Source organism: Enterobacter cloacae complex sp. P16RS2, assembly GCF_014982155.1.
GTDB lineage: Bacteria > Pseudomonadota > Gammaproteobacteria > Enterobacterales > Enterobacteriaceae > Enterobacter > Enterobacter cloacae_M.
The window spans coordinates 41598-67575 of the sequence record NZ_JADCKW010000010.1; the positions used below are offsets into that span (position 1 = coordinate 41598).

24 protein-coding genes and 1 riboswitch are annotated in these 25978 nt (G+C 58.3%); of the genes, 9 read left to right on the plus strand and 15 right to left on the minus strand.

The genetic code is table 11. The annotated features are described in order from the left end of the window. Nucleotides 1-17 precede the first annotated feature (17 nt). The 3 genes from INF68_RS07220 (at nucleotide 18) to lysM (ending at nucleotide 1527) form a co-directional block, all read left to right on the plus strand. Nucleotides 18-599, plus strand: a complete 582-nt coding sequence (locus INF68_RS07220) for an NAD(P)H-dependent oxidoreductase (protein ID WP_023309192.1) — start codon at nucleotides 18-20, stop codon at nucleotides 597-599. A 31-nt stretch (nucleotides 600-630) separates the two neighbouring features. Next, entirely contained in the window at nucleotides 631-945 is a 315-nt protein-coding gene (locus INF68_RS07225; RefSeq protein ID WP_023309193.1) for a putative quinol monooxygenase, read from the plus strand. Nucleotides 946-1086: 141 nt separating this feature from the next. Then, entirely contained in the window at nucleotides 1087-1527 is a 441-nt protein-coding gene (gene lysM, locus INF68_RS07230; protein WP_023309194.1) for a peptidoglycan-binding protein LysM, read from the plus strand. Nucleotides 1528-1544: 17 nt separating this feature from the next. Here the strand turns inward: lysM and INF68_RS07235 are convergent, their stop codons facing one another. The 5 genes from INF68_RS07235 to INF68_RS07255 are packed head-to-tail and all read right to left on the minus strand — an operon-like array spanning nucleotide 1545 to nucleotide 6218. After that, nucleotides 1545-2432, minus strand: coding sequence for a MurR/RpiR family transcriptional regulator (locus tag INF68_RS07235; protein ID WP_023309195.1), 888 nt, complete (start codon nucleotides 2430-2432; stop codon nucleotides 1545-1547). After that, nucleotides 2429-3379: an iron-siderophore ABC transporter substrate-binding protein gene (locus INF68_RS07240; RefSeq protein WP_126785782.1), complete on the minus strand. Its 951-nt coding sequence runs from the start codon at nucleotides 3377-3379 to the stop codon at nucleotides 2429-2431. Before INF68_RS07240 ends, INF68_RS07235 begins: the two co-directional genes overlap by 4 nt. Nucleotides 3380-3388: 9 nt before the next feature. Then, the gene (locus INF68_RS07245) at nucleotides 3389-4429 is read right to left on the minus strand and encodes an iron ABC transporter permease (protein WP_126785781.1); all 1041 of its coding nucleotides are present in this window, start codon (nucleotides 4427-4429) and stop codon (nucleotides 3389-3391) included. Continuing rightward, nucleotides 4426-5409, minus strand: coding sequence for an iron ABC transporter permease (locus INF68_RS07250; RefSeq protein WP_126785780.1), 984 nt, complete (start codon nucleotides 5407-5409; stop codon nucleotides 4426-4428). The genes INF68_RS07245 and INF68_RS07250 overlap by 4 nt, the downstream gene beginning before the upstream one ends. Then, a complete protein-coding gene (locus INF68_RS07255) occupies nucleotides 5406-6218 on the minus strand; it encodes an ABC transporter ATP-binding protein (protein WP_126785779.1) in 813 nt (270 codons plus the stop codon). Before INF68_RS07255 ends, INF68_RS07250 begins: the two co-directional genes overlap by 4 nt. Before the next feature lie 384 nt (nucleotides 6219-6602). Between INF68_RS07255 and INF68_RS07260 the strand changes: the two genes are divergently transcribed. Further along, the gene (locus INF68_RS07260; protein ID WP_126785778.1) at nucleotides 6603-8744 is read left to right on the plus strand and encodes a TonB-dependent siderophore receptor; all 2142 of its coding nucleotides are present in this window, start codon (nucleotides 6603-6605) and stop codon (nucleotides 8742-8744) included. A gap of 83 nt (nucleotides 8745-8827) precedes the next feature. On the opposite strand, the gene parE is transcribed toward INF68_RS07260, so the two are convergent. Genes parE through nudF form a run of 5 tightly spaced genes read right to left on the minus strand, consistent with a single transcriptional unit; the run spans nucleotide 8828 to nucleotide 13236 of the window. Then, nucleotides 8828-10720 (minus strand): DNA topoisomerase IV subunit B, encoded by a 1893-nt coding sequence (parE, locus tag INF68_RS07265; RefSeq protein WP_193525295.1) that lies wholly within the window; start codon nucleotides 10718-10720, stop codon nucleotides 8828-8830. A 28-nt stretch (nucleotides 10721-10748) separates the two neighbouring features. Beyond that, nucleotides 10749-11330: an esterase YqiA gene (yqiA, locus tag INF68_RS07270; protein ID WP_193525296.1), complete on the minus strand. Its 582-nt coding sequence runs from the start codon at nucleotides 11328-11330 to the stop codon at nucleotides 10749-10751. Continuing rightward, a complete protein-coding gene (cpdA, locus tag INF68_RS07275) occupies nucleotides 11330-12157 on the minus strand; it encodes a 3',5'-cyclic-AMP phosphodiesterase (RefSeq protein WP_024906493.1) in 828 nt (275 codons plus the stop codon). The genes yqiA and cpdA overlap by 1 nt, the downstream gene beginning before the upstream one ends. Nucleotides 12158-12184: 27 nt before the next feature. Further along, complete coding sequence (locus tag INF68_RS07280; protein WP_003862516.1) at nucleotides 12185-12607, minus strand: DUF1249 family protein; 423 nt, start codon at nucleotides 12605-12607, stop codon at nucleotides 12185-12187. Then, the gene (gene nudF, locus INF68_RS07285; RefSeq protein ID WP_008502974.1) at nucleotides 12604-13236 is read right to left on the minus strand and encodes an ADP-ribose diphosphatase; all 633 of its coding nucleotides are present in this window, start codon (nucleotides 13234-13236) and stop codon (nucleotides 12604-12606) included. Before nudF ends, INF68_RS07280 begins: the two co-directional genes overlap by 4 nt. Before the next feature lie 204 nt (nucleotides 13237-13440). Between nudF and tolC the strand changes: the two genes are divergently transcribed. The 3 genes from tolC to INF68_RS07300 all read left to right on the plus strand — a co-directional run bounded on the left by tolC (nucleotide 13441) and on the right by INF68_RS07300 (nucleotide 16940). After that, on the plus strand, nucleotides 13441-14919 hold the full coding sequence (gene tolC, locus INF68_RS07290; RefSeq protein WP_032659905.1) for an outer membrane channel protein TolC: 1479 nt from the start codon (nucleotides 13441-13443) through the stop codon (nucleotides 14917-14919). Between the two features lie 189 nt (nucleotides 14920-15108). Then, a complete protein-coding gene (locus INF68_RS07295; RefSeq protein WP_126785777.1) occupies nucleotides 15109-15777 on the plus strand; it encodes a DUF1190 family protein in 669 nt (222 codons plus the stop codon). A 2-nt stretch (nucleotides 15778-15779) separates the two neighbouring features. Further along, nucleotides 15780-16940 carry a glutathionylspermidine synthase family protein gene (locus tag INF68_RS07300; RefSeq protein WP_126785776.1) on the plus strand — a complete coding sequence of 387 codons (1161 nt, stop codon included), beginning with the start codon at nucleotides 15780-15782 and terminating at the stop codon, nucleotides 16938-16940. Nucleotides 16941-17032: 92 nt separating this feature from the next. On the opposite strand, the gene ygiD is transcribed toward INF68_RS07300, so the two are convergent. Next, nucleotides 17033-17821: a 4,5-DOPA dioxygenase extradiol gene (gene ygiD, locus INF68_RS07305; RefSeq protein ID WP_126785775.1), complete on the minus strand. Its 789-nt coding sequence runs from the start codon at nucleotides 17819-17821 to the stop codon at nucleotides 17033-17035. 196 nt (nucleotides 17822-18017) lie between these two features. On the opposite strand from ygiD, the gene zupT reads away from it, so the two are divergent. Beyond that, the gene (zupT, locus tag INF68_RS07310; protein WP_126785774.1) at nucleotides 18018-18791 is read left to right on the plus strand and encodes a zinc transporter ZupT; all 774 of its coding nucleotides are present in this window, start codon (nucleotides 18018-18020) and stop codon (nucleotides 18789-18791) included. 31 nt (nucleotides 18792-18822) lie between these two features. Here the strand turns inward: zupT and ribB are convergent, their stop codons facing one another. Continuing rightward, nucleotides 18823-19476, minus strand: a complete 654-nt coding sequence (ribB, locus tag INF68_RS07315) for a 3,4-dihydroxy-2-butanone-4-phosphate synthase (protein ID WP_023309208.1) — start codon at nucleotides 19474-19476, stop codon at nucleotides 18823-18825. A 106-nt stretch (nucleotides 19477-19582) separates the two neighbouring features. Beyond that, nucleotides 19583-19733: riboswitch (FMN riboswitch) on the minus strand. 119 nt (nucleotides 19734-19852) lie between these two features. Between ribB and ubiK the strand changes: the two genes are divergently transcribed. After that, the gene (ubiK, locus tag INF68_RS07320) at nucleotides 19853-20149 is read left to right on the plus strand and encodes a ubiquinone biosynthesis accessory factor UbiK (protein WP_014071796.1); all 297 of its coding nucleotides are present in this window, start codon (nucleotides 19853-19855) and stop codon (nucleotides 20147-20149) included. A gap of 116 nt (nucleotides 20150-20265) precedes the next feature. Here the strand turns inward: ubiK and hldE are convergent, their stop codons facing one another. The 3 genes from hldE to INF68_RS07335 are packed head-to-tail and all read right to left on the minus strand — an operon-like array spanning nucleotide 20266 to nucleotide 25915. Continuing rightward, nucleotides 20266-21696 (minus strand): bifunctional D-glycero-beta-D-manno-heptose-7-phosphate kinase/D-glycero-beta-D-manno-heptose 1-phosphate adenylyltransferase HldE, encoded by a 1431-nt coding sequence (hldE, locus tag INF68_RS07325; RefSeq protein ID WP_029740691.1) that lies wholly within the window; start codon nucleotides 21694-21696, stop codon nucleotides 20266-20268. A gap of 40 nt (nucleotides 21697-21736) precedes the next feature. Then, nucleotides 21737-24595, minus strand: coding sequence for a bifunctional [glutamate--ammonia ligase]-adenylyl-L-tyrosine phosphorylase/[glutamate--ammonia-ligase] adenylyltransferase (gene glnE / locus INF68_RS07330; RefSeq protein ID WP_126785773.1), 2859 nt, complete (start codon nucleotides 24593-24595; stop codon nucleotides 21737-21739). A gap of 18 nt (nucleotides 24596-24613) precedes the next feature. Continuing rightward, nucleotides 24614-25915 (minus strand): inorganic triphosphatase, encoded by a 1302-nt coding sequence (locus INF68_RS07335; protein WP_126785772.1) that lies wholly within the window; start codon nucleotides 25913-25915, stop codon nucleotides 24614-24616. Between the last annotated feature and the right edge of the window lie 63 nt (nucleotides 25916-25978).

The following is a 25978-nucleotide window of genomic DNA, read 5'->3' on the forward strand; positions in this document are numbered from 1 at the left end:
ATCATCGAGGACAAATAATGAGCAATATCCTGATTATCAACGGTGCAAAAGAATTTGCGCATTCTAAAGGCCAGCTGAATGACACCCTGACCGAGGTCGCGGACGGTTTCCTGCGCGACGCCGGGCATGATGTTAAGGTCGTGCGTGCAGACAGCAATTATGACGTGAAGGCCGAAGTGCAGAACTTCCTGTGGGCTGACGTGGTGATCTGGCAGATGCCAGGCTGGTGGATGGGCGCGCCGTGGACCGTAAAAAAATACATGGACGACGTGTTCACCGAAGGTCATGGCTCACTGTATGCCAGCGATGGCCGCACCCGCTCTGACGCCTCCAAAAAATACGGCTCGGGCGGCCTGATTCAGGGCAAAAAATATATGCTCTCGCTGACCTGGAACGCCCCGCTGGAAGCCTTCACCGATAAAGATCAGTTCTTCGAAGGCGTGGGCGTCGACGGCGCGTACCTGCCGTTCCACAAGGCTAACCAGTTCCTGGGCATGGATCCGCTGCCGACCTTTATCGTCAACGACGTGATTAAAATGCCTGACGTCCCGAGCTATATCGCAGAATATCGCAAGCATCTCGCGAAAATTTTTGCTTAACTGGTAGCCTGGAATTAAAGGAGTAGTAAACATGCTTACCGTAATCGCAGAAATCCGTACTCGTCCAGGTCAACATCACCGTCAGGCGGTGCTGGATCAGTTCGTGAAAATTATCCCGACCGTACTGAAAGAAGAAGGCTGCCACGGCTACGCGCCGATGGTGGATGCCGCCACTGACGCCAGCTTCCAGGCGACCGCGCCAGACTCAATCATTATGGTTGAGCAGTGGGAAACCGTCGCGCATCTTGAAGCGCACCTGCAGACCCCTCACATGAAAGCGTGGAGTGACGCGGTGAAGGGTGACGTGCTGGAAACCCACATCCGCATTCTGGAGCAAGGGGTTTAAGTTTCCCCCCACCCCGCCCTCTCCCACCGGGAGAGGGAGAACAGATCCAGGCCCGGTGAGCGTCAGCGCTACCGGGTTTTTTATCAGCTTAAAACTCAACTGCTATGCTTATTCTGACTTCATGATTAACAGGAGGATGGAATGGGTCTTTTTAACTTCGTGAAAGAAGCAGGCGAAAAGCTATGGGATAACCTGACCGATCATAAAGGCCAGAGCGACAAAATCACCGAGCATCTCAAAAAACTCAATATTCCCGGTTCAGATAAGGTTCAGGTCAACGTTACCGACGGCAAAGCCAGCGTGACGGGTGACGGGCTGACCCAGGAGCAGAAAGAAAAAATCCAGGTCGCCGTCGGGAACATCGCCGGCGTCAGCGAGGTGGAGAACAACATCACCGCGACCGATGCCAAAGATGAAGCCACCTACTACACGGTGAAATCCGGCGATACCCTGAGCGCTATCTCCAAAACCGTCTACGGCGATGCCAACAAGTACAATAAGATTTTTGAGGCTAACCGCCCGATGCTCTCCAGCCCGGATAAAATCTATCCTGGCCAGACGCTGCGTATTCCTAAGGCGTGATCCGCGAGCCGGGGAAATCAGCTGCTTTTCTTCCCCGGTTTTAACCCACGATGTAACTCGTTGATGCGCTTCATCGACTTGATGGTGCGCTGCGGCTCGGTGGAAGCCACGGATAAAATAATCATCTCCAGACACAGCAGCACCGTGCCGTGGAGCGGGATTTTGCCTTTTTCGCCGCCGCGCGGAACGTGGATCACCACGCTGGCCTCCTTGCTGAAGCGCGAATCGAGGGCATTGGTCAGCAGGATGGTTGGAATGCCCAGCCGTTTTGCTTCACGCAGCGTGGTTTGCCCCTCCCGGTGCGCGGATTTCTGCGCCATCATCACCAGCACGTCGCCGCGCTGAAGCGCAATAAGCTGCTCGGCAAGCCCTATGCCGGTACGGTTAAGCGGCGTGGCGGGTAACCCCATGCGGCTGAACAGCCTGGCGGTGTACTCGGCCAGAATGCCGGAGGCGCCAATGCCAAATATGGCGACCTGCCTCGCCTGCGCCAGCAGCGAGACGGCCTGGGCCATCGCGTAGCGGTTGTGGGGTTCGGATAACACTTCGCAGGTGTGTTGATGCCCCTCCAGCACGAAATCAATGCTCGCGTTGACGTCGCTGGCGAGCGTATTCACTGTGGTGGACATCTTTTCGCTGGAGGTGACCACCGGACCAAACCACTGCTCCAGCGTTTGCTTGAGATCGCGCAGCCCGGCGAAACCCAGCGCCTGAATGGCGCGGACCACCGTGGCGTCTGAGGTTTTCAACAGCGTCGCGATCTCCATTGCGGTCTGTTCCATCACCGCTTCTCGGTTGTCATGAATATAGCGTGCAACCTGCAGCAGACGCGGCGTCAGCTGATGCGCGCGCGCGCGAAAGCGGTCGCCATAGACATCCACGCGCCCTTTCTCTTTGCGGATCACCGTGTCGCCTCCGGCAGCGGACGTCCGGCAATCTGCGACTGTACCTGCGCGGCCATCAGCCCTAACGAGGCGTACGAATTCGAGATGGCCTCTTCACGCGAGATCAGTACGTAATGCCCGGTTCGGCAGGCATTCAGGAACTGACACCAGCCCGGCATGACCGCATTCATCGCCGTCAGCTCGTCCTGCGGTTTACCGCCCGTATCCCCGCGCCAGGTGGCGAAGACGAAATCGGCATCCAGCTCCGGCAGACGCTCGGCGCTGACGTCGATGCGCCCTCCTTCCGGGATGCTCTCAATCAGCGGCGGGAAGGTGAACCCGGCGTCGCGCAGCACGCGGCCCAGCGAGTGGTAGCTGTGCATGGCGTTAATCTTTCCCTGATTCGCCTGAATCACGGACACGGTCACCTTGCGGGTATCAATAGTCGCCTTCAGCGCCTTAATCTGCTCCTGATAGCGCCGCTCCAGAACCTTAAGCCGCGCCTGCGTTCCCGTCAGCTGAGCCAGCTTGCGGTAGATCTCCGGCGCGCCGCCGTCGAGATGATCGATGCTCACCGTCGGAGCAATTTTCGCCAGCTGTTCCACCGGGGTGTTGCGGGTCGGCTCGGTAACGATCAGGTCAGGCTTTGCGGCGGCGATGGCTTCAATGTCGATATCGGCCGTACCGATAAATTTAATGTCGGAATTATCGAAGTCGACGCCGGTCAACATGCCGCTGGAGCGCAGAAAGTGGCTGCCGTCCGGCCGCGTGCGGCCATGGCTTGCCACCGGCGGCACGCCAAGCTCAATCAGCGGAATGGTGATATCCAGATCGTGTAAAGAGACAATCCGTTTCGGATGAACCGGCACCACCACTTTTCGGTTCAGATCGTCAGTAAACGTCTGCGTCGGCTCCGCCGCCCCCACCGCGAACCCCACCAGCAACAGCATCGAAAACACTACGCGCATCCTAGTCCCCTAAAATCTGTCCCGACGCTGCCAGAGCAGCAGCAGGAAAAACGGTCCGCCAATCAATGAAATCACAATTCCCGCCGGCAGCTGCAGCGGGAGAAACGCCAGACGTCCGACGTTATCCGCCAGCAGCACCAGCAGCGCGCCCAGCACGGCGCTTCCAGTCAGGAGCGCGGTTTGCCCACCGCGCAGCAGCAGGCGCGCCATATGCGGGGCAATAAGCCCCACGAAACCTATACTGCCCACGCACGAGACGCAGGCCGCCGTCAGCACCACCGGGGCGAGAACCCGCAGCAGCGCCAGCCGGGTTATGCGAACGCCAAGGCCCGCTGCGGCCTGATTGCCGAGCAACGCCACGTCCGCAGCCCGTGCGGTAAAAAGCAGCAGCGCAAACGCGGGGGCAGCCCAGAGCGCGGCTAACCCCACCAGCGTCCAGTTTGCCGCATGCAGGCTTCCCGCCAGCCATAGCATCGCCGTCTGCACGTCCCGCACGTCGGCGGTGGTGATAAAGACGCCCATTGCGGCGGCAAACGCCCACGACACGCCGATGCCGATCAGGATGAACCGCGGGCGCGAGATATCGCGCGCCAGGGCGATAACCAGCAGCACGGTAAGCAGCCCTCCGGCCATGCCGACCAGCGGACGCCAGGCCAGGCCCAGCGCCGGGAACTGAAAAATCAGCAGCAGTACCGCCGCGCTACAGCCCTCCTTCACGCCGATAAGCCCGGGATCGGCCAGACCATTGCGGGTGATGGACTGCATTGCCGCCCCCGCCATGCCGAGCATCGCGCCGCACAGCACCGCCATCAGCAGGCGCGGCAGGCGGATATCCATCACGATGTAGCGCGTCTCTGCCGTCAGACTCTCAGGAGAAAACAGCGCGCGCCCGATGGCGGAGGTGGGAACAGGAAGAGATCCGTGCGTCAGGCCAAAGCCCAGCAGGCTTAACGCCACCAGCGCCAAAAGCGTCAGGCACGCCAGCGCCCGCGGGCGAACCAGCGCCGATACACGGCCAATACGGATCGCGCGGAATCCGGCCCGGTTCATTTGAACATCCTCGACGCCATAAAGATGAATACGGGTGCGCCGACCAGGGCCGTCATGATGCCGGTTGCCAGCTCCCAGGGCGTAAACAGCGTGCGGGCGGCGATATCCGCCAGCAGCAGAACCAGCGCGCCGCACAGGGCTGACAGCGGCACCATCACGCGTAAATCGACCGACACCAGACGGCGAATGAGCTGCGGCACGACCAGGCCGATAAAGCCAATCGGCCCGGCAATTGAGACGGCCGCACCGCAGAGCAGCGCGATGGCCAGCAGGGCGAGCAGGCGGGTTTTCAGCAGCGACACGCCAAGCCCCTGCGCCATTCGGTCTCCCAGCGCAAGCATGTTGAGCGAGGGCGACAGACCGATGGCGAGAACAAAACCGGCTGCTGCGGCCCAAAGGGCGCTCCGGAGCGTCTGCACGTTGATCCCGGCCAGGTCCCCTGCCAGCCAGGTGCGCATGGCGAGCAGCGTCTGTTCATCGAGGATTAACACCGCGGCGGTAATCGACGAGGCAAACGCCGACATCGCCACGCCGCACAGCGTGACCTTCATCGGCGTAAGCCCGGTGCGACCGGACGAGGAGAACATCAGCACCAGCAAAAACAGCGCGGCGGCACCGGCGGCGGCAACGAGCGGGCGACCAAACGGCAGCGACAGCCCAAGCGCGCTGGTAATCACGACCGCCAGCGCGGCCCCGGCGTTGAGCCCCAGAATATGCGGCTCGCCGAGCGGGTTGCGGATCACGGATTGCAACAGCACGCCCGCCACGCCGAGCGAGGCGCCCGTCACCATCGCGGCGCAGAGGCGCAGCAGTCTTAATTTGATAATGACGTTATGGTCGAAATTGCGCGGATCGAAATGGAAGAATGCCTCCACCACCGTCTGCGGGGCGATGAAGCGTGCGCCGATGCCCAGGTGCATAATCGCGCCCAGCGCCAGCAGCAGTGCGAAGATCGGAAAGGCCAGAGAGGAGCGCATCATGGCTGAACGGTGCTCTGGCGAAACGGCATAAAGAACGGCTTGCCGGTCAACGGATTTATGGACATATGCACGTCGACATCAAACACCGCTTTGATCAGCTCCGGCGTGCAGGCATCGCCCTCATGCAATACGCCTTCAACTTTCCCCTGGCGTAAAAAGACCAGCGAATCGCCGTAGTTCACGGCGAAGTTGAGATCGTGCAGCACCACCACGACGGTACGTCCGTGCTGGCGGGTCAGGGTGTGCAGCAGTTCCAGGATCTCCACCTGATAGCGAAGATCGAGGTACGTCGTGGGCTCGTCAAGCAGGATATACGGCGTTTGCTGCGCCAGCGCCATGGCGATCCAGCAGCGCTGACGCTGGCCGCCGGATAAGCTTTCCACCGGCATATGGGCAAACTCCGCCGTTCCGGTCAGACGCAGGGCCTCTTCCACCGCCAGCTCGTCCTCGTCGCTCCACTGGCGCATAAAGTTTTGCCAGGGAAAACGCCCGCGCGAGACCAGCTCAAAGACGGTTAACCCTTCCGGCAGCAGCGGAGACTGCGGCAGGATACCCAGCTCGCGGGCGACGGCTTTGGTCGGCTGCTCGTGGATCGCCTTGCCGTCGAGAACTGCCGCGCCGCCAAGCGGCTGAAGCAAACGCGCAATGGTGCTCAGCAGCGTGGATTTTCCGCAGCCGTTCGCCCCTACCAGCACCGTCATTTTCTGCTGTGGGATCGCAAGGGAGATATCATCAACGATGATTTTTTTCTGATAGCCCGCAGAGAGGTTCTCCAGAACCAGTCCCGGTTTTTTTGTGTTGTGAGCCACGTGAATGCCAACGTAATAAAAAAGCGCAACAAATATAAATAAAAATCATTCTCTTTTGAGAGTTTGACGCTGCGCCATGTAGTAGTCAAGAGAAGAAACACCCTGATAAAACCAGGGATAAGCCTGAAGGGAAATGAACAAAAAAGGACTTTCAAAAGCATTTAATTCAATAAGTTAATAATTATCCCGCTGCGCTTATACGCCCGGCTAAACGTTGTAGCCGATTTTTGCTTTTTTCCATTTACTACTACATTCGCGCATGATTGAATGATTCTCAATTACATGTCCGATGCCCGCCGTGGCTAACGGACAGATCGTAAAGGGCAATGACTCACACAGTTTGCCGCGAACGCATTCGCGGAATATTTCGGGATAACAGATGTAATGGCTACGTTCACACCTTCACTCTCTGGGGTAAAAGGGCGCGCGCTCTTTTCACTGCTGTTCATAGCGCCGCTGGTGCAGGCAGCAGATAACACCGCGACTAAAGACGGCGAAACGCTTACCGTCACCGCCGAGCCAAATACGACGGCGGAGGCCACGAGTGGCTATCAGCCGTTGAATACCTCCACCGCGACGTTAACCAACATGCCGATGCTGGACATCCCGCAGGTGGTCAATACCGTCAGCGATAAAGTGCTGGAGGATCAGCATGCCACCACGCTGGATGAAGCGCTCTATAACGTCAGCAACGTGGTGCAGACCAACACCCTGGGCGGTACGCAGGATGCCTTCGTGCGCCGCGGATTTGGCGCGAACCGCGACGGCTCGATCATGACCAACGGCCTGCGCACCGTGCTGCCGCGCAGCTTTAATGCCGCAACCGAGCGCGTGGAGGTGCTGAAAGGCCCGGCCTCGACCCTATACGGTATTCTCGACCCCGGCGGCCTGATCAACGTCGTCACCAAACGCCCGGAGAAGACCTTCGGCGGCTCACTTTCCGCTACCTCGTCCAGCTTTGGCGGCGGCACCGGACAGGTTGATGTTACCGGCCCGATTGACGGCACGCGTCTGGCGTATCGCCTGACGGGCGAATATCAGGACGAGGATTACTGGCGTAATTTCGGCAACGAACGCAGCACCTTTATCGCCCCGTCGCTGACCTGGTTCGGCGACGATGCCACTGTGACCGTGCTCTATTCGCATCGCGACTATAAAACGCCGTTCGATCGCGGAACGATCTTCGATCTCAACACTAAAAAAGCCGTCGACGTCGATCGTAAAACCCGCTTCGACGAACCGTTTAACGTGACCGACGGCCAGTCCGATCTCGCTCAGCTCAACGCGGAGTATCGCCTCAACAGCCAGTGGACCGCGAAGTTCGACTACAGCTACAGCCAGGATAAATACAGCGATAACCAGGCCCGCGTGATGGCCTACGATTCAAAAACCGGCAACCTGACCCGCCGCGTGGATGCGACCCAGGGCTCGACCCAGCGTATGCACACGACGCGCGCGGATCTACAGGGAAACGTGGACATCGCGGGCTTTTACAATGAGATCCTGACCGGCGTGTCGTATGAGAATTACGATCTGCTGCGTACGGACATGATCCGCTGTAAGAACGTTAAGGATTTCAATATTTACAACCCGAGCTACGGCAGCCTCGGCAAGTGCACCACCGTCTCGGCATCCGACAGCGATCAAACCATCAAGCAGGAGAGCTACTCCGCCTACGCGCAGGACGCGCTGTACCTGACCGATAAGTGGATCGCCGTCGCCGGGATGCGCTATCAGTATTACACCCAGTATGCGGGGAAAGGCCGTCCGTTTAACGTGAACACCGACAGCCGCGACGACCAGTGGACGCCGAAGCTGGGTCTTGTTTATAAGCTCACCCCAGCGGTCTCGCTGTTTGCCAACTATTCCCAGACGTTTATGCCGCAGTCGTCCATTGCGAGCTACATCGGCGACCTGCCGCCGGAAACGTCTAACGCGTATGAAATCGGCGCTAAGTTTGACCTGTTCGACGGCATTACTGCCAATATCGCGCTGTTTGATATCCACAAGCGCAACGTGCTGTACACCGAAAGCATTGGTGATGAAACCGTCGCCAAAACCGCGGGCCGCGTGCGCTCGCAGGGCGTGGAAGTGGATCTTGCCGGCTCGCTGACCGAGAACACCAACATTATCGCCAGCTACGGCTATACCGACGCGAAGGTGCTGGAAGACCCGGACTATGCGGGCAAACCGCTGCCAAACGTGCCGCGCCATACCGGCTCCCTGTTCCTGACCTACGATATTCACAATGCGTTTGCCGGGAATACCCTGACGCTGGGCGGCGGCGGGCACGGCGTAAGCCGTCGTTCCGCAACCAACGGCGCGGATTATTATCTGCCGGGCTATTTCGTGGCGGATGCGTTTGCGGCGTACAAAATGAAGCTACAGTATCCGGTGACGCTGCAGGTGAACGTGAAAAATCTGTTTGATAAGACCTACTACACGTCGTCCATTGCGACCAACAACCTGGGCAACCAGATTGGCGATCCGCGCGAAGTGCAGTTGACGGTGAAGATGGAGTTTTGACGTAAAAAAGCCCGGTGGCGCTAACGCTTACCGGGCCTACGATCCATTCCCTCTCCCTGTGGGAGAGGGTTAGGGTGAGGGCATCAGGCCTCAATATCCGCCATATCGCCTTTCTCCTGCAGCCAGTTGCGTCGGTCTTCCGAACGTTTCTTGGCAAGGAGCATATCCATCATGGCGTTGGTTTGCTGTTCGTCTTCGTCGCTGATCGTCAGCTGCACCAGACGGCGCGTGTTCGGATCCAGCGTCGTTTCGCGAAGCTGCATCGGGTTCATCTCGCCCAGCCCTTTAAAGCGCTGTACGTTCGGTTTGCCCTTCTTGCGCTTCAGCTGTTCCAGCACGCCCGCTTTCTCTTCTTCCGTCAGCGCGTAGTAAACCTCTTTGCCAAGGTCGATACGGTACAGCGGCGGCAGCGCCACGTGGACGTGACCGTTTTTCACCAGCGTTTTGAAATGCTTCACGAAGAGCGCGCACAGCAGCGTGGCGATGTGCAGACCATCGGAGTCCGCATCCGCGAGGATACAGATCTTGCCGTAGCGCAGCTGGCTCAGATCGTCGCTGTCCGGATCGATACCGATCGCTACCGAGATATCGTGCACTTCCTGCGAGGCCAGCACTTCATCAGATGAGACCTCCCAGGTATTCAGGATCTTACCCTTGAGCGGCATGATCGCCTGATATTCACGATCGCGCGCCTGCTTGGCCGATCCGCCCGCCGAGTCCCCTTCCACGAGGAACAGCTCAGTACGGTTGAGATCCTGCGCGGTACAGTCCGCCAGCTTGCCCGGCAGCGCAGGGCCGCTGGTCAGCTTTTTACGCACCACTTTCTTCGCGGCACGCAGACGACGCTGGGCGCTGGAAATGGCCATTTCGGCCAGCATCTCTGCCGCCTGCACGTTCTGGTTCAGCCACAGGGTAAACGCATCTTTCACCACGCCGGAAACGAACGCCGCACACTGACGTGACGACAGGCGCTCTTTGGTCTGACCAGCAAACTGCGGATCCTGCATCTTCACGGAGAGCACGTAGGCGCAGCGATCCCAGATATCTTCCGCCGACAGCTTCACGCCGCGTGGCAGAATATTGCGGTATTCGCAGAACTCACGCATCGCGTCCAGCAGCCCCTGACGCAGGCCGTTGACGTGCGTACCGCCGAGCATGGTCGGGATCAGGTTGACGTAGCTTTCCGTCAGCAGCTCGCCGCCTTCCGGCAGCCACAGCAGCGCCCAGTCCACCGCTTCGGTATCGCCGCTAAAGTTACCGACAAACGGTTTTTCCGGCAGCGTCGGCAGGCCGTTTACCGCTTCGCACAGGTAGTCGTTCAGACCGTCGGCGTAGCACCAGGTTTGTGCGGTATTGTTAACGTGATCGGTAAAGGTGATTTCCACGCCCGGACACAGCACCGCTTTGGCTTTCAGCAGGTGCGTCAGGCGAGAAACGGAAAAACGCGGGCTGTCGAAGAAGCTTTCGTCAGGCCAGAAGTGGACGCTGGTGCCGGTGTTGCGTTTGCCGCACGTGCCGACAACCTGCAGATCCTGCACCTTATCGCCGTTTTCAAACGCGATGTTATAGACCTGGCCGTCGCGGCGGACGTTCACTTCCACGCGTTTGGACAGGGCGTTCACGACGGAAATGCCCACGCCGTGCAGACCACCGGAGAACTGGTAGTTCTTGTTGGAGAACTTACCGCCCGCGTGCAGACGACAGAGGATCAGCTCAACGGCAGGCACGCCCTCTTCCGGGTGGATATCCACCGGCATGCCGCGCCCGTCGTCGATGACTTCCAGCGACTGATCGGCGTGCAGGATAACGTCGACGCGTTTGGCATGGCCCGCCAGCGCTTCGTCCACACTGTTATCAATAACTTCCTGGCCCAGATGGTTTGGGCGCGTCGTATCGGTGTACATCCCCGGGCGGCGGCGAACCGGCTCAAGCCCGGTGAGGACCTCAATGGCACCAGCGTTATAGGTTTGCGTCATGATTTAAACTAGCAATTCGCATTGATTGTCAGTGGCTGTGCAGTCCAAGAAAATCGACAATCTGGGTGAAATGATTCTCAAAGCCCGTGAAAGCATGGTTTCCGCCCTCTTCTATAGTCTGGCGGCAGGAGGCGTAATACGCCACTGCCTGGCGGTAATCCAGCACTTCATCACCCGTCTGTTGCAGCAGCCAGATGAGATCCGGCGCCTCAAGCGGGTCGACCTGCATAACTTTGAGATCGTAAATATGGCGTGACTCTAGCACATATTGCTGCCCGGTGTAGGGGTTCTCGTTTTCGCCAAGAAAGTCCCTCAGCAGCTCAAATGGCCGAACCGCCGGATTAACCACAACGGCGGGCAGCATGAAGCATTGTGAGAGCCAGATGGCGTAGTACCCGCCCAGGGATGAACCGACCACACCGAAGGTTTCGCCGCCGTGCGCAAGCACAATAGATTCCAGCATCTCCGCGGCCTCTGCCGGGTAAGGCGGCAGCTGCGGGATAATCATCTCAACGTCGGGGTGATGCTCGCTCAGCCACTGGCGAAACTGTGTCGCTTTTGCGGAGCGCGGCGAGCTGTTGAACCCGTGCAGGTAAAGGAGCGTAGACATCAATAGCCTTCTGAAGCGGTATCCGGGCGGAATTTTGCACCGGTCAAACGGCAGACTTCCGTGGTCAGCGTGCCGTCGGCATGCAGTTCCAGCCAGCGCCAGCCTGGCGCGATGGTATCCAGCGTAAAGTTGGCGCAGTGCGGCTTAAACTGAACGCAGGTCGATGGCGTCGCCAGCATGCGGCGTCCGTTCCAGTCGAGATCCTGTTCCTGGTGAATATGCCCACACAGCAGATTTTTCACCCGCGGGAACTTCGCCAGCACGCGATCCAGCGCTGCGGAGTTGCGCAGGCTGTGCTGATCGAGCCAGCTGCAGCCCGCCGGAAGAGGATGATGATGCAGCAACAGCAGCGTATGGCGTTCAGGTTCAGCAGCCAGTTTGGTCTCAAGCCAGTCGAGCTGAAACTCGCTTAACTCACCGTGCGGGACGCCAAACACCTGGCTGTCCAGCAGCAGGATCTGCCACTGTTCACCCGCAAAAACACATTTCGCCGGAGAAATCCCCGCATCCTGGAGAGAACTGTACATGGCGGGCTGAAAGTCATGGTTTCCTGGCAGCCAGACGCAAGGCACGCTAAAGCTCGCGATGCCTTCAGCAAAATGCTGGTAGGCCGCGGAGGACTGATCCTGCGCCAGATCGCCCGTTGCGACAATCAGATCGCATGCACGGTTTTCAGCGTGAATGGCGCTAAGCACCGCCTGATAACTCTCCCAGGTGTTAACCCCCAGTAGCGTCTCATGCTTTTCGGCAAAAAGGTGGGTATCGGTGATTTGTAATATCCTGACTGGCGCCCCACCAGCAACAGTCAGGTTCAACAGGCTTTCCAAATGGTGTCCTTAGGTAGGTTTATGACGCTAACAAACCGGAATCGCCATTGCTCCATGTGCTAAACAATATCTTAGCCAGTCGGCTAAAAACTGGTTAATTTGATGCTTTTCGTCGCGTTGATGCAACTTTTTATTCGGGTAATCATACCGCGCCTTGAAGCGAAAGATCTGCTGGCTTGAACACACTTCAGCGACCATCGCGTCGTGATAGAGACGCACCGTCATCGACGGCAGGCTCCAGTAGCTAATGCTGGGTGCCGTTTGCTCAATCTCCACCAGCGTAGTGTAGCGCGTTGATTCTGTTATCGTTAACCGATACTGCGCGTTGCTCACCTGATAGCTTACCGTTTCGCCGGGTGCGTCGTTTCGCGGCAGCAGGCGGCGCAGCTGTGCGAAATTGGTTTCGCACAGGCGCATCATTTCTGGGAAGTCAGGCGTATAGCGCTTCATTTTTTCCACTCGTTTCGTAATGTCTGATAATGCAGCTGTAGCCATTGCAGGGCGATGACAGACGCTGCGTTGTCGATTTTCCCCTCTTCTACCCACTGATAAGCCTGTTCCCGGCTCACCACATGAACCCGAATATCTTCGTTTTCATCTGCCAGACCGTGGATCCCTTCCGCCGTCGTGGCGTCCACTTCGCCCACCATAATGGACAAGCGCTCGCTGGTACCGCCCGGGCTTGCCAGATAGCTCAGCACCGGCTTGGTGCGACCCACCACCAGTCCGGCCTCTTCCAGCGCCTCGCGCCGGGCGACGTCTTCAACCGTTTCACCTTCTTCGATCATCCCGGCCACCATCTCCAGCAGCCACGGGCTCTCACTGACGTCATAAGCGGCGATGCGGATCTGCTCCACCAGCACAACTTCGTCACGCACTGGGTCAAAGGGTAGCAAGACTGCCGCATGCCCGCGCTCAAAAATTTCGCGTCTGATTTCGCCGCTCATTTCCCCGTTAAACAGGCGATGCCTGAAACGGTAAAGATCCATTGAAAAAAAACCGCTATAAAGCGTTTCTCGTGCAATAATTTCTACATCGTTTTTGGCGAATGTCACGGGCAACTTTTCTGGTTTTTGCATGAGTCGAGTCCTGGTAGCAATGGTGATGAAATTGTGAATTTCAAGGCTGTTTGGCTGCCGTTTGTAAGGCTATATGGTAGATTGGTGCAAATTACCGCCAGATGGCACGTTACGCCAACCTTTTGGTATGGAAGATTCTGTTAGAATCGGCAATTATTTTTTAATTAGATCAGCGCTAATACTGCTTCACAACAAGGAATGCAAATGAAGAAATTGCTCCCCATCCTTATCGGCCTGAGCCTGACGGGCTTCAGTGCAATGAGCCAGGCGGAAAACCTGTTACAGGTCTACCAGCAGGCACGTCTGGGCAACCCTGATTTACGTAAATCAGCGGCCGATCGTGATGCTGCGTTTGAAAAGATTAACGAAGCGCGTAGCCCCTTGCTGCCACAGTTAGGTTTAGGTGCAGATTATACCTACAGTAACGGTTTCCGCGACGCTAACGGCGTAAACTCCAATGCTACCAGCGCCTCACTGCAATTGACACAGACGCTGTTTGATATGTCCAAATGGCGCGCCCTGACCCTGCAGGAAAAGAGTGCGGGTATTCAGGATGTGACCTATCAGACCGACCAGCAGACGCTGATCCTGAACACTGCCACGGCGTACTTCAACGTGCTGAGCGCGATTGACGCACTCTCCTACACCGAAGCGCAGAAACAGGCGATTTACCGCCAGTTAGATCAAACCACCCAGCGTTTCAACGTGGGCCTGGTGGCGATCACCGACGTGCAGAACGCCCGTTCACAGTACGATACCGTGCTGGCTAACGAAGTGACCGCGCGTAACAACCTCGACAACGCGCTGGAATCCCTGCGTCAGGTCACCGGGAATTACTATCCTGAGCTGGCGTCGCTGAACGTGGACAGCTTCAAAACGGATAAACCGCAGGCCGTTAACGCCCTGCTGAAAGAGGCGGAAAACCGCAACCTGAGTTTGCTGCAGGCGCGTCTGAGCCAGGACCTGGCCCGCGAGCAAATTCGTCAGGCGCAGGACGGCCATCTGCCAACCCTGAGCCTGAGCGCGTCTACCGGTGTCTCTGATACGACCTACAGCGGCTCTAAAACCAATACGTCCCAGTATGACGACAGCAATATGGGTCAGAACAAAGTAGGTCTGAGCTTCTCCCTGCCGCTGTACCAGGGCGGCCAGGTCAACTCTCAGGTGAAACAGGCACAGTACAACTTTGTTGGTGCGAGCGAGCAGCTGGAAAGCGCCCACCGCAACGTGGTGCAGACCGTACGTTCCTCCTTTAACAACGTGAACGCCTCGATCAGCAGCATCAACGCCTATAAACAGGCCGTTGTGTCTGCACAGAGCTCTCTGGATGCGATGGAAGCGGGCTACTCGGTCGGTACACGTACTATCGTGGACGTGCTCGACGCGACCACCACGCTGTACAACGCGAAACAGCAGCTCTCAAGCGCGCGTTACCAGTACCTGATTAACCAGCTGAACATCAAACAGGCTTTGGGTACGCTGAACGAGCAAGATCTGCAGATGCTGAACAGCGCGCTGGGCAAACCGGTCTCCACCTCTCCGGACAGCGTTGCACCGGAGAACCCGGAGCAGGTTGCCGCGGTTGATAACTTCAACGCTAACAGCAACACCCCTGCGGCACAGCCGGCCGCTGCGCGTACCACTACATCCGCCAGCAAAGGCAATAATCCGTTCCGTAACTAAGAGTGTCATCAGGTCCACTGCGGCCTGATGCCCTCGCCCCGCCCTCTCCCACAGGGAGAGGGCGCATCTGAATCACATCCGAACGTAAGCCAACGTAAAGATCCCCCTGATTCCGCCCCTCTTCGCTTCATTTTCAACCACTCATCCTCTATCCTGAGCGTTATTACCACTGGGTCCTGGAAGACAAACATGAAACGGACAAAATTTATAAATCACGCTTCGTTCCGTAAGAGCTGGAACGCGCGTCACCTCACCCCTGTTGCGCTGGCGGTCACGGCTGTCTTTATGCTGGCAGGCTGTGAGAAAAATGACGAAACGGTTTCGCTGTATCAAAACGCGGACGACTGCTCCGCCGCAACCGGCAAAGCCGCTGAATGTAAAACGGCTTACACCAGCGCGCTGAAAGAAGCGGAACGCACCGCGCCGAAATATGCCTCACGCGAAGACTGCGTGGCGGAGTTTGGTGAAGGTCAGTGCCAGCAGGCACCGGCTCAGGCAGGCACCGCACCTGAAAATCAGGCGCAGGCGCAGTCCAGCGGCAGCTTCTGGATGCCGCTGATGGCAGGCTACATGATGGGTCGCCTGATGGGCGGCGGTGCGGGCTACCAGCAGCAGCCGCTGTTTAGCTCGAAAAACCCGGCCAGCCCGGCTTACGGTCAATATACCGATGCCAGCGGCAAAGGCTACGGCGCAGCGACCCCTGGCCGCACCGTGACCGTACCGAAAACGGCGATGGCGCCGAAGCCTGCGACGACCAGCACCATCACCCGCGGCGGGTTTGGTGAATCTGTGGCGAAGCAGACCAGCATGCAGCGCAGTGCGACAGGCACCTCCTCTACTCGCTCAATGGGCGGCTAATCATGGAACGAGTCAGTATCACCGAGCGCCCGGACTGGCGCGAAAAAGCCACCGAGTACGGTTTTAACTTCCACACCATGTACGGCGAGCCGTACTGGTGTGAAGACGCCTATTACAAGCTCACGCTGGCCCAGGTGGAAAAATTAGAAGAGGTGACGGCCGAGCTGCACCAGATGTGCCTGAAGGTCGTGGAAAAGGTCATCGACAGCGACGAGCTGATGGCAAAGTTCCGCATTCCGAAGCACACCTGGGGCTTTGTGCGCCAGTCGTGGAAAACGAATCAACCTTCGCTTTACTCTCGCCTGGATCTGGCGTGGGACGGCAAAGGCGAGCCTAAGCTGCTGGAAAACAACGCCGATACGCCAACCTCTCTGTATGAAGCGGCGTTCTTCCAGTGGATCTGGCTGGAAGACCAGGCCAATGCCGGAAACCTGCCGGAAGGCAGCGACCAGTTTAACAGCCTGCAGGAAAAGCTGATTGAGCGTTTTGCCGAACTGCGCGAACAGCATGGCTTTAACCTGCTCCATCTCGCCTGCTGCCGCGACACGGAAGAAGACCGTGGCACGGTTCAGTATCTGCAGGACTGCGCCGCCGAAGCGGAAGTGGCGACCGAGTTCCTCTATATCGAGGATATCGGCCTGGGTGAAAAAGGTCAGTTTACGGATATGCAGGACCAGGTGATCAGCAACCTGTTCAAGCTATACCCGTGGGAATACATGCTGCGCGAGATGTTTTCCACCAAGCTGGAAGATGCTGGCGTGCGCTGGCTGGAGCCGGCATGGAAGAGCATCATCTCTAACAAAGCCCTTCTGCCGATGCTCTGGGAGATGTTCCCGAACCACCCGAACCTGCTGCCAGCCTATTTTGCGGAAGATGATTACCCGCAAATGGAGAAATACGTCGTTAAGCCGATCTTCTCCCGCGAAGGGGCAAACGTCTCGATTATCGAAAACGGCAAGACGCTGGAAGCGGTTGAAGGGCCATACGGCGAAGAAGGGATGATCGTCCAGGAGTTCTGGCAGCTGCCGAAATTTGGCGACAGCTATACCCTGATTGGCAGCTGGCTCATTAACGATCTGCCGGTCGGGATTGGCATTCGCGAAGATCGCGCGCTGATCACGCAGGATCTGTCTCGGTTTTATCCGCACATTTTTGTCGAATAGGCCGCAGCCTGATGCCCTCACCCCGCCCTTCTCCCACAGGGAGAGGGTGCAAAAACTAAAAACGGCAACCTGAGGTTGCCGTTTTGCTTTTATTATCCCACCTGCACCGACAGCATACTCAGACTCCCCATCTCGATACCGTCGACCGGGATCGTCACCGGTTCCTGACCATCCCACGCGCCAAGAACGTACAGCAGCGGCAGGAAGTGTTCCGGCGTCGGGTTAGAGAGCGAACCGCCATCATGATCCAGATAGTTCGCCAGCGGATGCTCCTCAGCCGGGCCTTGCCAGGTCAGGTTCGCTTTGACGTAGTCGTTAAAAGAGGTTGCCCACGGGTACGGTGTGTTCTCACCGTGCCAGCGTGCGGTACGCAGGTTATGCACAACGTTGCCGCTCGCCACCAGCATGATGCCTTCATCACGCAGGGTTGCCAGCTTACGCCCCATCTCAAGATGCCAGGCCGCAGGTTTAGTGCTGTCGATGCTCAACTGCACCATCGGGATATCCGCGTCAGGATACATTTTAATCAGCACGCCCCAGGAACCATGGTCAAAGCCCCAGGCTTCTTTATCCAGCGTCACAGGGACAGGTGCCAGCAACTCTACCAGCTTTTGCGCCAACTCAGGCGAGCCGGGGGCCGGATAATGCGTGTCGTACAGCGCCTGCGGGAAGCCGCCAAAATCATGAATGGTTTTTGGCGCTTCCATGGCGGTCACGCCTGTCCCACGGGTAAACCAGTGCGCAGACACCACCACGATCGCTTTCGGACGCGGCAACGTCTCGCCCAGATGATGCCAGGCGCGGGTATAGACGTTGTCTTCCAGAACGTTCATTGGGCTACCGTGGCCTAAAAACAGGGCTGGCATACGGGAAGAAGTCATGGTGATATCCTTACAGAAGGTGTCAATTTAATGGTGCTACATTACGCGCAATCCGGCAAAGATGAACGCAGATAAGCGTGAAGATCATCATCAGGAAATTTGAATGTAAGGAATGTGTAAAGCCGGGTTTTAACCCTCGCTTTGCCAGAAATGAATCATTTATATTAATGAGAATCATTATCAAAAGGAGCAATGCATGTCAGTCCCCCTGATCCTGACCATACTGGCGGGCGCCGCGACCTTCATCGGTGCGCTCCTCGGCGTGCTCGGCCAAAAGCCCTCTAACCGCGTACTGGCCTTCTCACTGGGCTTTGCTGCCGGGATCATGCTGCTGATCTCCCTGATGGAGATGCTGCCTGCCGCGTTGGGCACAGAAGGCATGTCTCCGCTGCTGGGCTACGGCATGTTTGTCTTTGGCCTGCTGGGATACTTTGCCCTCGATCGGATGCTACCGCACGCGCATCCGCAGGATTTAATGCAGAAAAACGTGACGCCTATGCCGCGCAATATCAAGCGTACCGCCGTGCTGTTAACGCTTGGCATCAGCCTGCACAACTTCCCTGAAGGGGTCGCTACCTACGTGACGGCCAGCAGCAATCTTGAGATGGGCTTTGGCATCGCGCTGGCGGTCGCCTTACACAATATTCCTGAAGGACTGGCCGTCGCCGGACCCGTGTATGCCGCAACGGGATCGAAACGCACAGCGGTGTTCTGGGCGGGCATTTCCGGGATGGCCGAAATCCTTGGCGGCGTACTGGCCTGGCTGATCCTTGGTAGCCTGGTCTCTTCGGTAGTCATGGCGGCGATTATGGCCGCGGTAGCCGGGATCATGGTTGCGCTTTCGGTGGATGAACTGATGCCGCTGGCGAAGGAGATCGATCCTAACAACAACCCCAGCTATGGCGTGCTGTGCGGAATGTCGGTGATGGGATTAAGTCTGGTTCTGCTGCAGACCGCAGGAATCGGGTAAAAAACGCCGGGACTTCCCGGCGTTTTTATTTTCAGCTGGCTTTGCGCTCGTGCGCCTGGCGATACTCAACCAGATCTTCAATCGTGACCACCGGCATGTTGTGCAGGCGGGCAAAGGTGATGCACTCCGGCGCGCGCGCCATGGTGCCATCATCGTTGGTCAGTTCGCATAGCACGCCAGCAGGTTTGAAGCCAGCCAGAGTCACCAGGTCGATCGTCGCTTCGGTATGACCACCGCGGGTCAACACGCCGCCCGCCTGCGCACGCAGTGGGAAGACGTGGCCAGGACGGTGCAGATCGGATGGTTTCGCACCATCAGCAATCGCTGCACGTACGGTGGTCAGACGGTCAGCCGCAGACACACCGGTGGTCACACCATGCGCTGCTTCAATGGTCACGGTAAAACCGGTACCAAAGGCGCTGGTGTTGTTTTCGACCATCATCGGCAGATCGAGCTGCTTACGACGATCTTCATTAATACACAGGCATACGATGCCGCTGCCGTGACGGATGGTCAGCGCCATCTGTTCAACGGTCATGTTTTCGGCGGCGAAAATCATGTCGCCTTCGTTTTCACGGTTTTCATCGTCAAGCACCATCACACCGCGGCCTTCGCGCAGTGCATCCAGTGCATGTTCAACACGTTGAGTTGAAGTGCCAAAAGAGGAAAGTAGCGTCTGATTCATGGTAAAAAAACCTCATTAACATTATGGTTACCAGAATCAGGGCAGTCTTAGGAGCGCCGTATAAGCGGCAAAAAGATAACGTGAGCGGGCCCATGCCCGACTTGATCGTTACTCTCTCCCATCCGGACTCTAACCGTCGGCCCCGGAATTACACCGGATCTGCTGACCTTTGAGTATTCACCCAAAGCGCTCGCGGGCTTTCAGCGTCACGCTGATTTACCGCCGGTGGGGAATTTCGCCCCGCCCTGAGAATAAGCGAGATAACTATAACGCTATTGATTATCCTGGGCAATGCATAAGCATCAAACAATTTTGTTTACCCCGGGCATGACGCGCTACAATGGACACTAACACTTTTCCATCAAGGGAAACGCCAATGATTGACCCGAAAAAAATTGAGCAGATCGCGCGTCAGGTTCATGAATCTATGCCAAAAGGCATTCGTGAATTTGGTGATGACGTAGAAAAGAAAATCCGCCAGACGCTGCAGGCGCAGTTGGTTCGCCTTGATTTAGTCAGCCGCGAAGAGTTTGACGTGCAGACCCAGGTTCTGCTGCGCACCCGCGAGAAGCTGGCGCTGCTGGAACAGCGTCTGACCGAGCTGGAAAACCGCAATGCGCCGGAAGAAGTGAAGCCGGCACCGGCTATTCCACCGGTGGACGACCAGGAGTAAGTGCTGGTTGTATCGCCCGGTGGCGCTTCGCTTACCGGGCCTACATATACTACGCGTAGGTCGGGTAAGGCGCAGCCGCCACCCGACATAAAAAACGGGCCAACTGGCCCGTTTTTTTACTGACTGTCCTTCTGGATCTTCTTGATGATGTTGGTGGTTGAGCACCCGTCCTCAAAGTTGAGCACCATCACCTCGCCGCCGTTCGCCCAGACCTCTTCACTACCCGCGATTTGCTCCGGTTTGTAATCCCCGCCCTTGACCAACAGATCCGGCAGAATACCGGCAATCAGGCGCTGCGGGGTATCTTCTTCAAACGACACCACCCAGTCCACGGCTTCCAGCGCGCCGAGTACAATCATGCGCTGCTCGAGCGGGTTCACCGGACGCGTTTCCCCCTTCAGGCGCTTCGTCGATGCATCGCTGTTAACCGCCACAATCAGGCGATCGCCCAGCTTGCGCGCGTTCGCCAGATACGAAACGTGGCCCGCGTGCAGAATGTCGAACACGCCGTTGGTCATCACCACTTTTTCACCACGCTTGCGCGCGGCGGCGACGGCCACCTTCAGCTCGTCTTCGGTCATGACGCCAAAACCGGTATCCGCACGACCGCGCACCGCGTTTTCCAGCTCGATTGGCGAAACGGTTGAGGTCCCGAGCTTACCGACGACCACGCCCGCCGCGGCGTTAGCGAAGTAGCACGCCTCTTCCAGCGAGTTTCCTGCTGCCAGCGTCGCCGCCAGCACGCCGATCACCGTATCACCGGCACCGGTCACATCGTACACTTCCTGCGCCTGGGTTGGCATATGCAGCGGCGCTTTGCCCGGCTGCAGCAGCGTCATCCCCTGCTCGGAGCGGGTGACCAGCAGCGCGGACAGCTCAAAGTCAGCAATGATCTTCATGCCGCGCTCAACCAGCTCTTCCTCGGTTTTGCACTTGCCCGCCACCGCTTCAAACTCGGAGAGGTTTGGCGTTAGCAGGGTTGCGCCGCGATAGCGCTCAAAATCGGTCCCTTTCGGGTCGATCAGCACCGGCACGTTGGCTTTACGCGCCAGCTGAATCATCGTCTTCACGCTCGCCAGCGCGCCTTTGGCGTAGTCGGACAGCACCAGCGCGCCGATATTGCCCAGCGCCTGGTTGATACGCTCGTGCAGCGGCTCAGGATCAACGCCTTCGAACCCTTCTTCAAAGTCGAGGCGGATCAGCTGCTGGTTGCGCGACAGCACGCGCAGCTTGGTGATGGTCGGGTGGGTCGGAACAGAGACGAAGTCGCACTTCACGTTCACGTCCGCCAGCGACTTGCTCAGCGCGCGCGCCGCATCGTCGATGCCGGTCAGGCCCACCAGACGCGACTGCGCGCCCAGAGAGGCAATGTTCATCGCCACGTTTGCCGCGCCGCCGGGACGCTCTTCAATGGTGTCGACCTTAACCACCGGTACCGGTGCTTCCGGAGAGATGCGGCTGGTAGGCCCATACCAGTAGCGATCCAGCATCACATCCCCAACAACCATTACCCCAGCACGTTCAAACTCTGGCAGTGTTACTTTCATTCCTGACTCCAGAAAGATTCACAATTTGCGCGCGATAATATCACACTTGATTTGTTACGCACGGTTCCACCAGCCACTTCTGCCAGCTGGCCGTTACCTGAGCACGTTCATGAGCAAAACAGTCCAGCGCCACGTGCCCCGGCTGCTCCTGCAACGCCAGGTGATGAAGCTCATCGCGAAGCGTCGTATAGGCGCGGGTTAAGGCCTGCGCCTCCTGCTCGTCCATGATGTCGTTTTGCGCCAGCAGCTCCAGAATGCGCACGTTATCGGACCAGCGCGTCAGCTTCGGCTTGTCGTGGGCGTGTAGCAGCACCAGATACTGGGTAATGAACTCAATATCGGTAATCCCGCCCTCGTCGGCTTTAATATCAAAGCGATCGCGGTGTTTATTGCCGAGATGCGCGCGCATTTTCTCACGCATTTCCCGCACTTCCGTTTGCAGCGTGCTGCCATCACGCACGGTGGTCATAACCTCCTTACGGATGACGTCAAACTGCGTTTTGAGCTGCGGATCGCCATACACCACGCGAGCGCGCACCAGCGCCTGATGCTCCCACGTCCAGGCTTCATTCTTCTGGTAATCGGCGAAGGACTCCGTCGAGGTCACCAGCATGCCCGCCGCGCCGGACGGACGCAGACGGGCATCCACTTCATACAAAATGCCCGACGAGGTGCGGGTGCTGAACAGGTGCATGATGCGCTGCGCCAGGCGCAGGTAGAACTGACGCCCGTCAATTTCACGCTCGCCGTCGGTCATTACGTCAACCGGGCAGTCGTGCAGGAAGATTAAATCCAGATCGGAGCTATAGCCCAGCTCCCAGCCGCCAAGCTTGCCGTACCCCACAACCGCGAATCCGCGTCCTTCACGTTCGGCCAAGTGTTTCGGCTGGCCGTAGCGCGCCACCATCTGCACCCACGCCTGTTGGACCACCGCGTCGATGATCGCCTCCGCGAGCCAGGTTAAGTGATCGCTCACTTTCATCACCGGCAGCGTTCCGGCGATGTCCGCCGCCGCCACGCGCAGCATCTGAGCCTGCTTAAACTGGCGCAGCGCCTCCAGCTGTTGCTCTTCGTCCTCTTCCGGCACGCGCAGCAGATACTGACGCAGCTCGTCCCGGTAGGCATCCGTCGCCGTGGGCTGATACAGCGTGTTCGGATCGAGCAGCTCGTCCAGCAGCAGCGGGTAACGCGCCAGCTTGTTGGCCACCATCGGCGAGGCGGCGCAGAGCGTAATCAGGTGCTTGAGTGCCCCCGGAAACTCGCTCAGGAGCTCCAGATAGGTGGTACGCGTGATAATCCCGCTCAGCAGCGGCATCATGCGCGACAGCGGCACCGGCGCGTCCGCCCGCGAGCAGACCTCGCTCAGAAGGTGCGGCATCAGGTGATCCAGCACCTGACGGCCGCGCGGGCCGATGGCGCGTTTGTTCAGCTCAAGACGGAAATCCGCGATCAGCGCCACCACGCGATGGCGCGCGTCGTCGGTTAAGTGCGTCAGCACCGGCGTGGTGTCATCTTCCTGGAGCGCGTCCTGCCACAGCTCGCGCCAGTGCTCGGAAAGCGCATCGTCCTGCGATTCGCTTTCGTCATCACCGATCAGCTCGTTAAAGATGCGGCGCACGCCTGCCATATGGGCATCCAGCCGTTCGGTCAGCGTTGACCAGTCATCCACGCGCATCCCCCAGGCCAGACGCGCCCGGTTAAGGTCATCCCCCGGCAGGGTCTGGGTCTGTTCGTCATTGATGCTTTGCAGCAGGTTTTCCAGACGGCGCAGGAACAGGTAGGCCTCGCGCAGGGTTTGCGCATCGCCGTCCGGCAGCAGGTGCAGCTGCTCGATGGCGCTCAGCGTCGGCAGCAGCGAGCGGGACTGCAGGGACGGCTCACGGCCGCCGCGAATAAGCTGGAAGACCTGGACGATAAATTCAATTTCGCGAATACCGCCCGCGCCGAGCTTGATGTTGTCCTTCAGACCACGACGGCGCACCTCACGGGCGATCATCCCTTTCATATTACGCAGGGACTGGATCACGCTGAAGTCGATATAGCGACGGAACACGAACGGGCGCAGCATGGCGCGCAGCTCGTTGGCGTAAGCGTCGTCGCTGTCGCCCATGATCCGCGCTTTAACCATCGCATAACGCTCCCAGTCGCGCCCCTGCTCCTGGTAGTAATCCTCCAGCGCGGCAAAGCTCAGCACCAGCGGTCCGCTGTCGCCAAACGGGCGCAGGCGCATGTCCACGCGGTAAACAAAACCGTCCTGCGTGGGCTGGTCCAGCGCCTTAATCAGACGCTGGCCGAGGCGGGTAAAGAACTGTGCGTTGTCGAGCTCGCGACGGCCGCCGCGCGTGGAGCCGTTCTCGGGCCAGGCAAAAATCAGGTCGATGTCGGAGGAGAAGTTCAGCTCGCAGCCGCCCAGCTTGCCCATCCCCAGAATCAGCAGCGGCTGAGGAGCCCCTTCCTCGCTGCACGGCGTGCCCCACTCTTTACAGCAGGCGGCGTAGAGCCAGTCGCGCGCGGCGACAATCAGCGTTTGCGCCAGCTCGCTTAACTGCTGCAGCGTGCTCTCTTCACTCACCTGCTCCAGCGCCTGAGCCCAGGCAATGCGCACCATCACCCGACGGCGGAACTGGCGCAGGACGCGCATCAGCGTGGCTTCATCCGCAACGTCTTCGAGTGCGGTTTGCAGCCAGCCGGCATAATGCCGCCACTCGTCCGCCTGCGGCGGCGCGTTCTCAAGCTCCGCAAGCCAGTCCGGGTTGGCGGTGATACTTTCCTGCACAAAATCACTGAAGGCGAGCACGCTCTTTGCCTGCTCGCTTAACGATGACGCCGGTAATGACTCAGGCAGACGTTCGCAAACGGTCTGCCACTGCTGCTGTAACGGTGAAGAAAGCGGCATTATAGGGGTTCCTTGCCAGAGTTAACGTTTTCCGCTGTGCAGCCAGAACGGCTCCTGCGAAATGGCCTCGTTACGGAAATGCTCTATCTCGATATGCTGACGGGTTTCAATGGCATGCTTCAGCCCCTGCCAGTTTTCCAGCCACGCCTGCTCCTTTGGACCATCGTAGGCACCGGAAAGGAGCAGCATGCTGTCGATGTTGCGCGAAAGACGGGGAAGCTGATCGCCATACTTATCGCCGAGCGGATACGCAAAGGTGCTCTTCAGTTCGGCCGCATGACGGGAAAGATGAATATCTGCGAAACGCTTAAAGTTTTCCGCGATTTTGGCCTCCGCTTTCGCATCCAGGAAGGCGCGCCAGCCGCGCGTCACCAGAAACTCGGTCAGCGCCAGTTTTGCCGAAGCGGCCTGCGGGCTGTAAATCGCCGTTTGCGCCGAGACGTCCGAGAGCATTAGCGTTTCGGTTTGCGTCAGCAGATCGCGTAAGTGAGCGCTCGCTTTGCGAGGAACGATACCGCCGAACAGCGCCAGGGTATGGCGCACCAGGGCAATCGCCGCCAGCACGTGGGATTTCGCGTTTTTCACATTTCGCACCCACAGCTCTTCATGGTACTGCCACTGAGAAAGCGCCAGCTCCAGCGCGGCTTCCAGGCCCTGCTCAACGCTGGCTTTCGGCGCAACGAGCAGGATGGTCGTCTCTCTCAGCACGCGCGGCGCATTTCCGGCGGCCAGATGGTAACCCCGCGCGGCTTTACTCAGGCTTCCCTGACGCAGTCCGGACTGGTTCACCAGCCTGCGCGCCAGCTTCAGCACGTCATTTGCGTCCCCTTCCAGCAGCTCAAGCTCGAGTTCGCAAATCGGCTCCTGGAAATCACCCGCCTTCACGTCCCCCAGATCGAGGGCGATTTCGATGCGGCTTTTGCCTTCCGTCACCAGCCATTTCTCGCGCCAGAAATCGGTGCTGAACAGCGGCTGCACCTGTTCCGCCAGCGTGGAAGGCAGCTCGCCATCTGGCCAGACTTCCGCCGGGAAACGTTCCAGCTCAAGTTCCGGCTTGCTGATGTCGATATTGTATTCCGGGCGCTGATGTAAACCGCCGACCACGCGGCCGGCAATTTTCATCGTCATCTCGTAGCGCCCGCTCGCGCCGCGGATGCGCAGCCCCATATCATGGCGGCGCAGCCAGCTGTCTGGCGTTTCATAATAGATATTAAGCAGTTGTACCGGTGCATGGTGTTCGCCGGAAAGCGTATGCAGATGCTGGCGGAGTGCGTCAACGCTGTCTTTTTCGACGATAAACTTTAATTCGATTTCTTGTGCCATAGCCTTGTACTTTTGCGGGCGTCACAGACGCGTCAATGAGGGCGAACTTCCTCGCCATTTGTT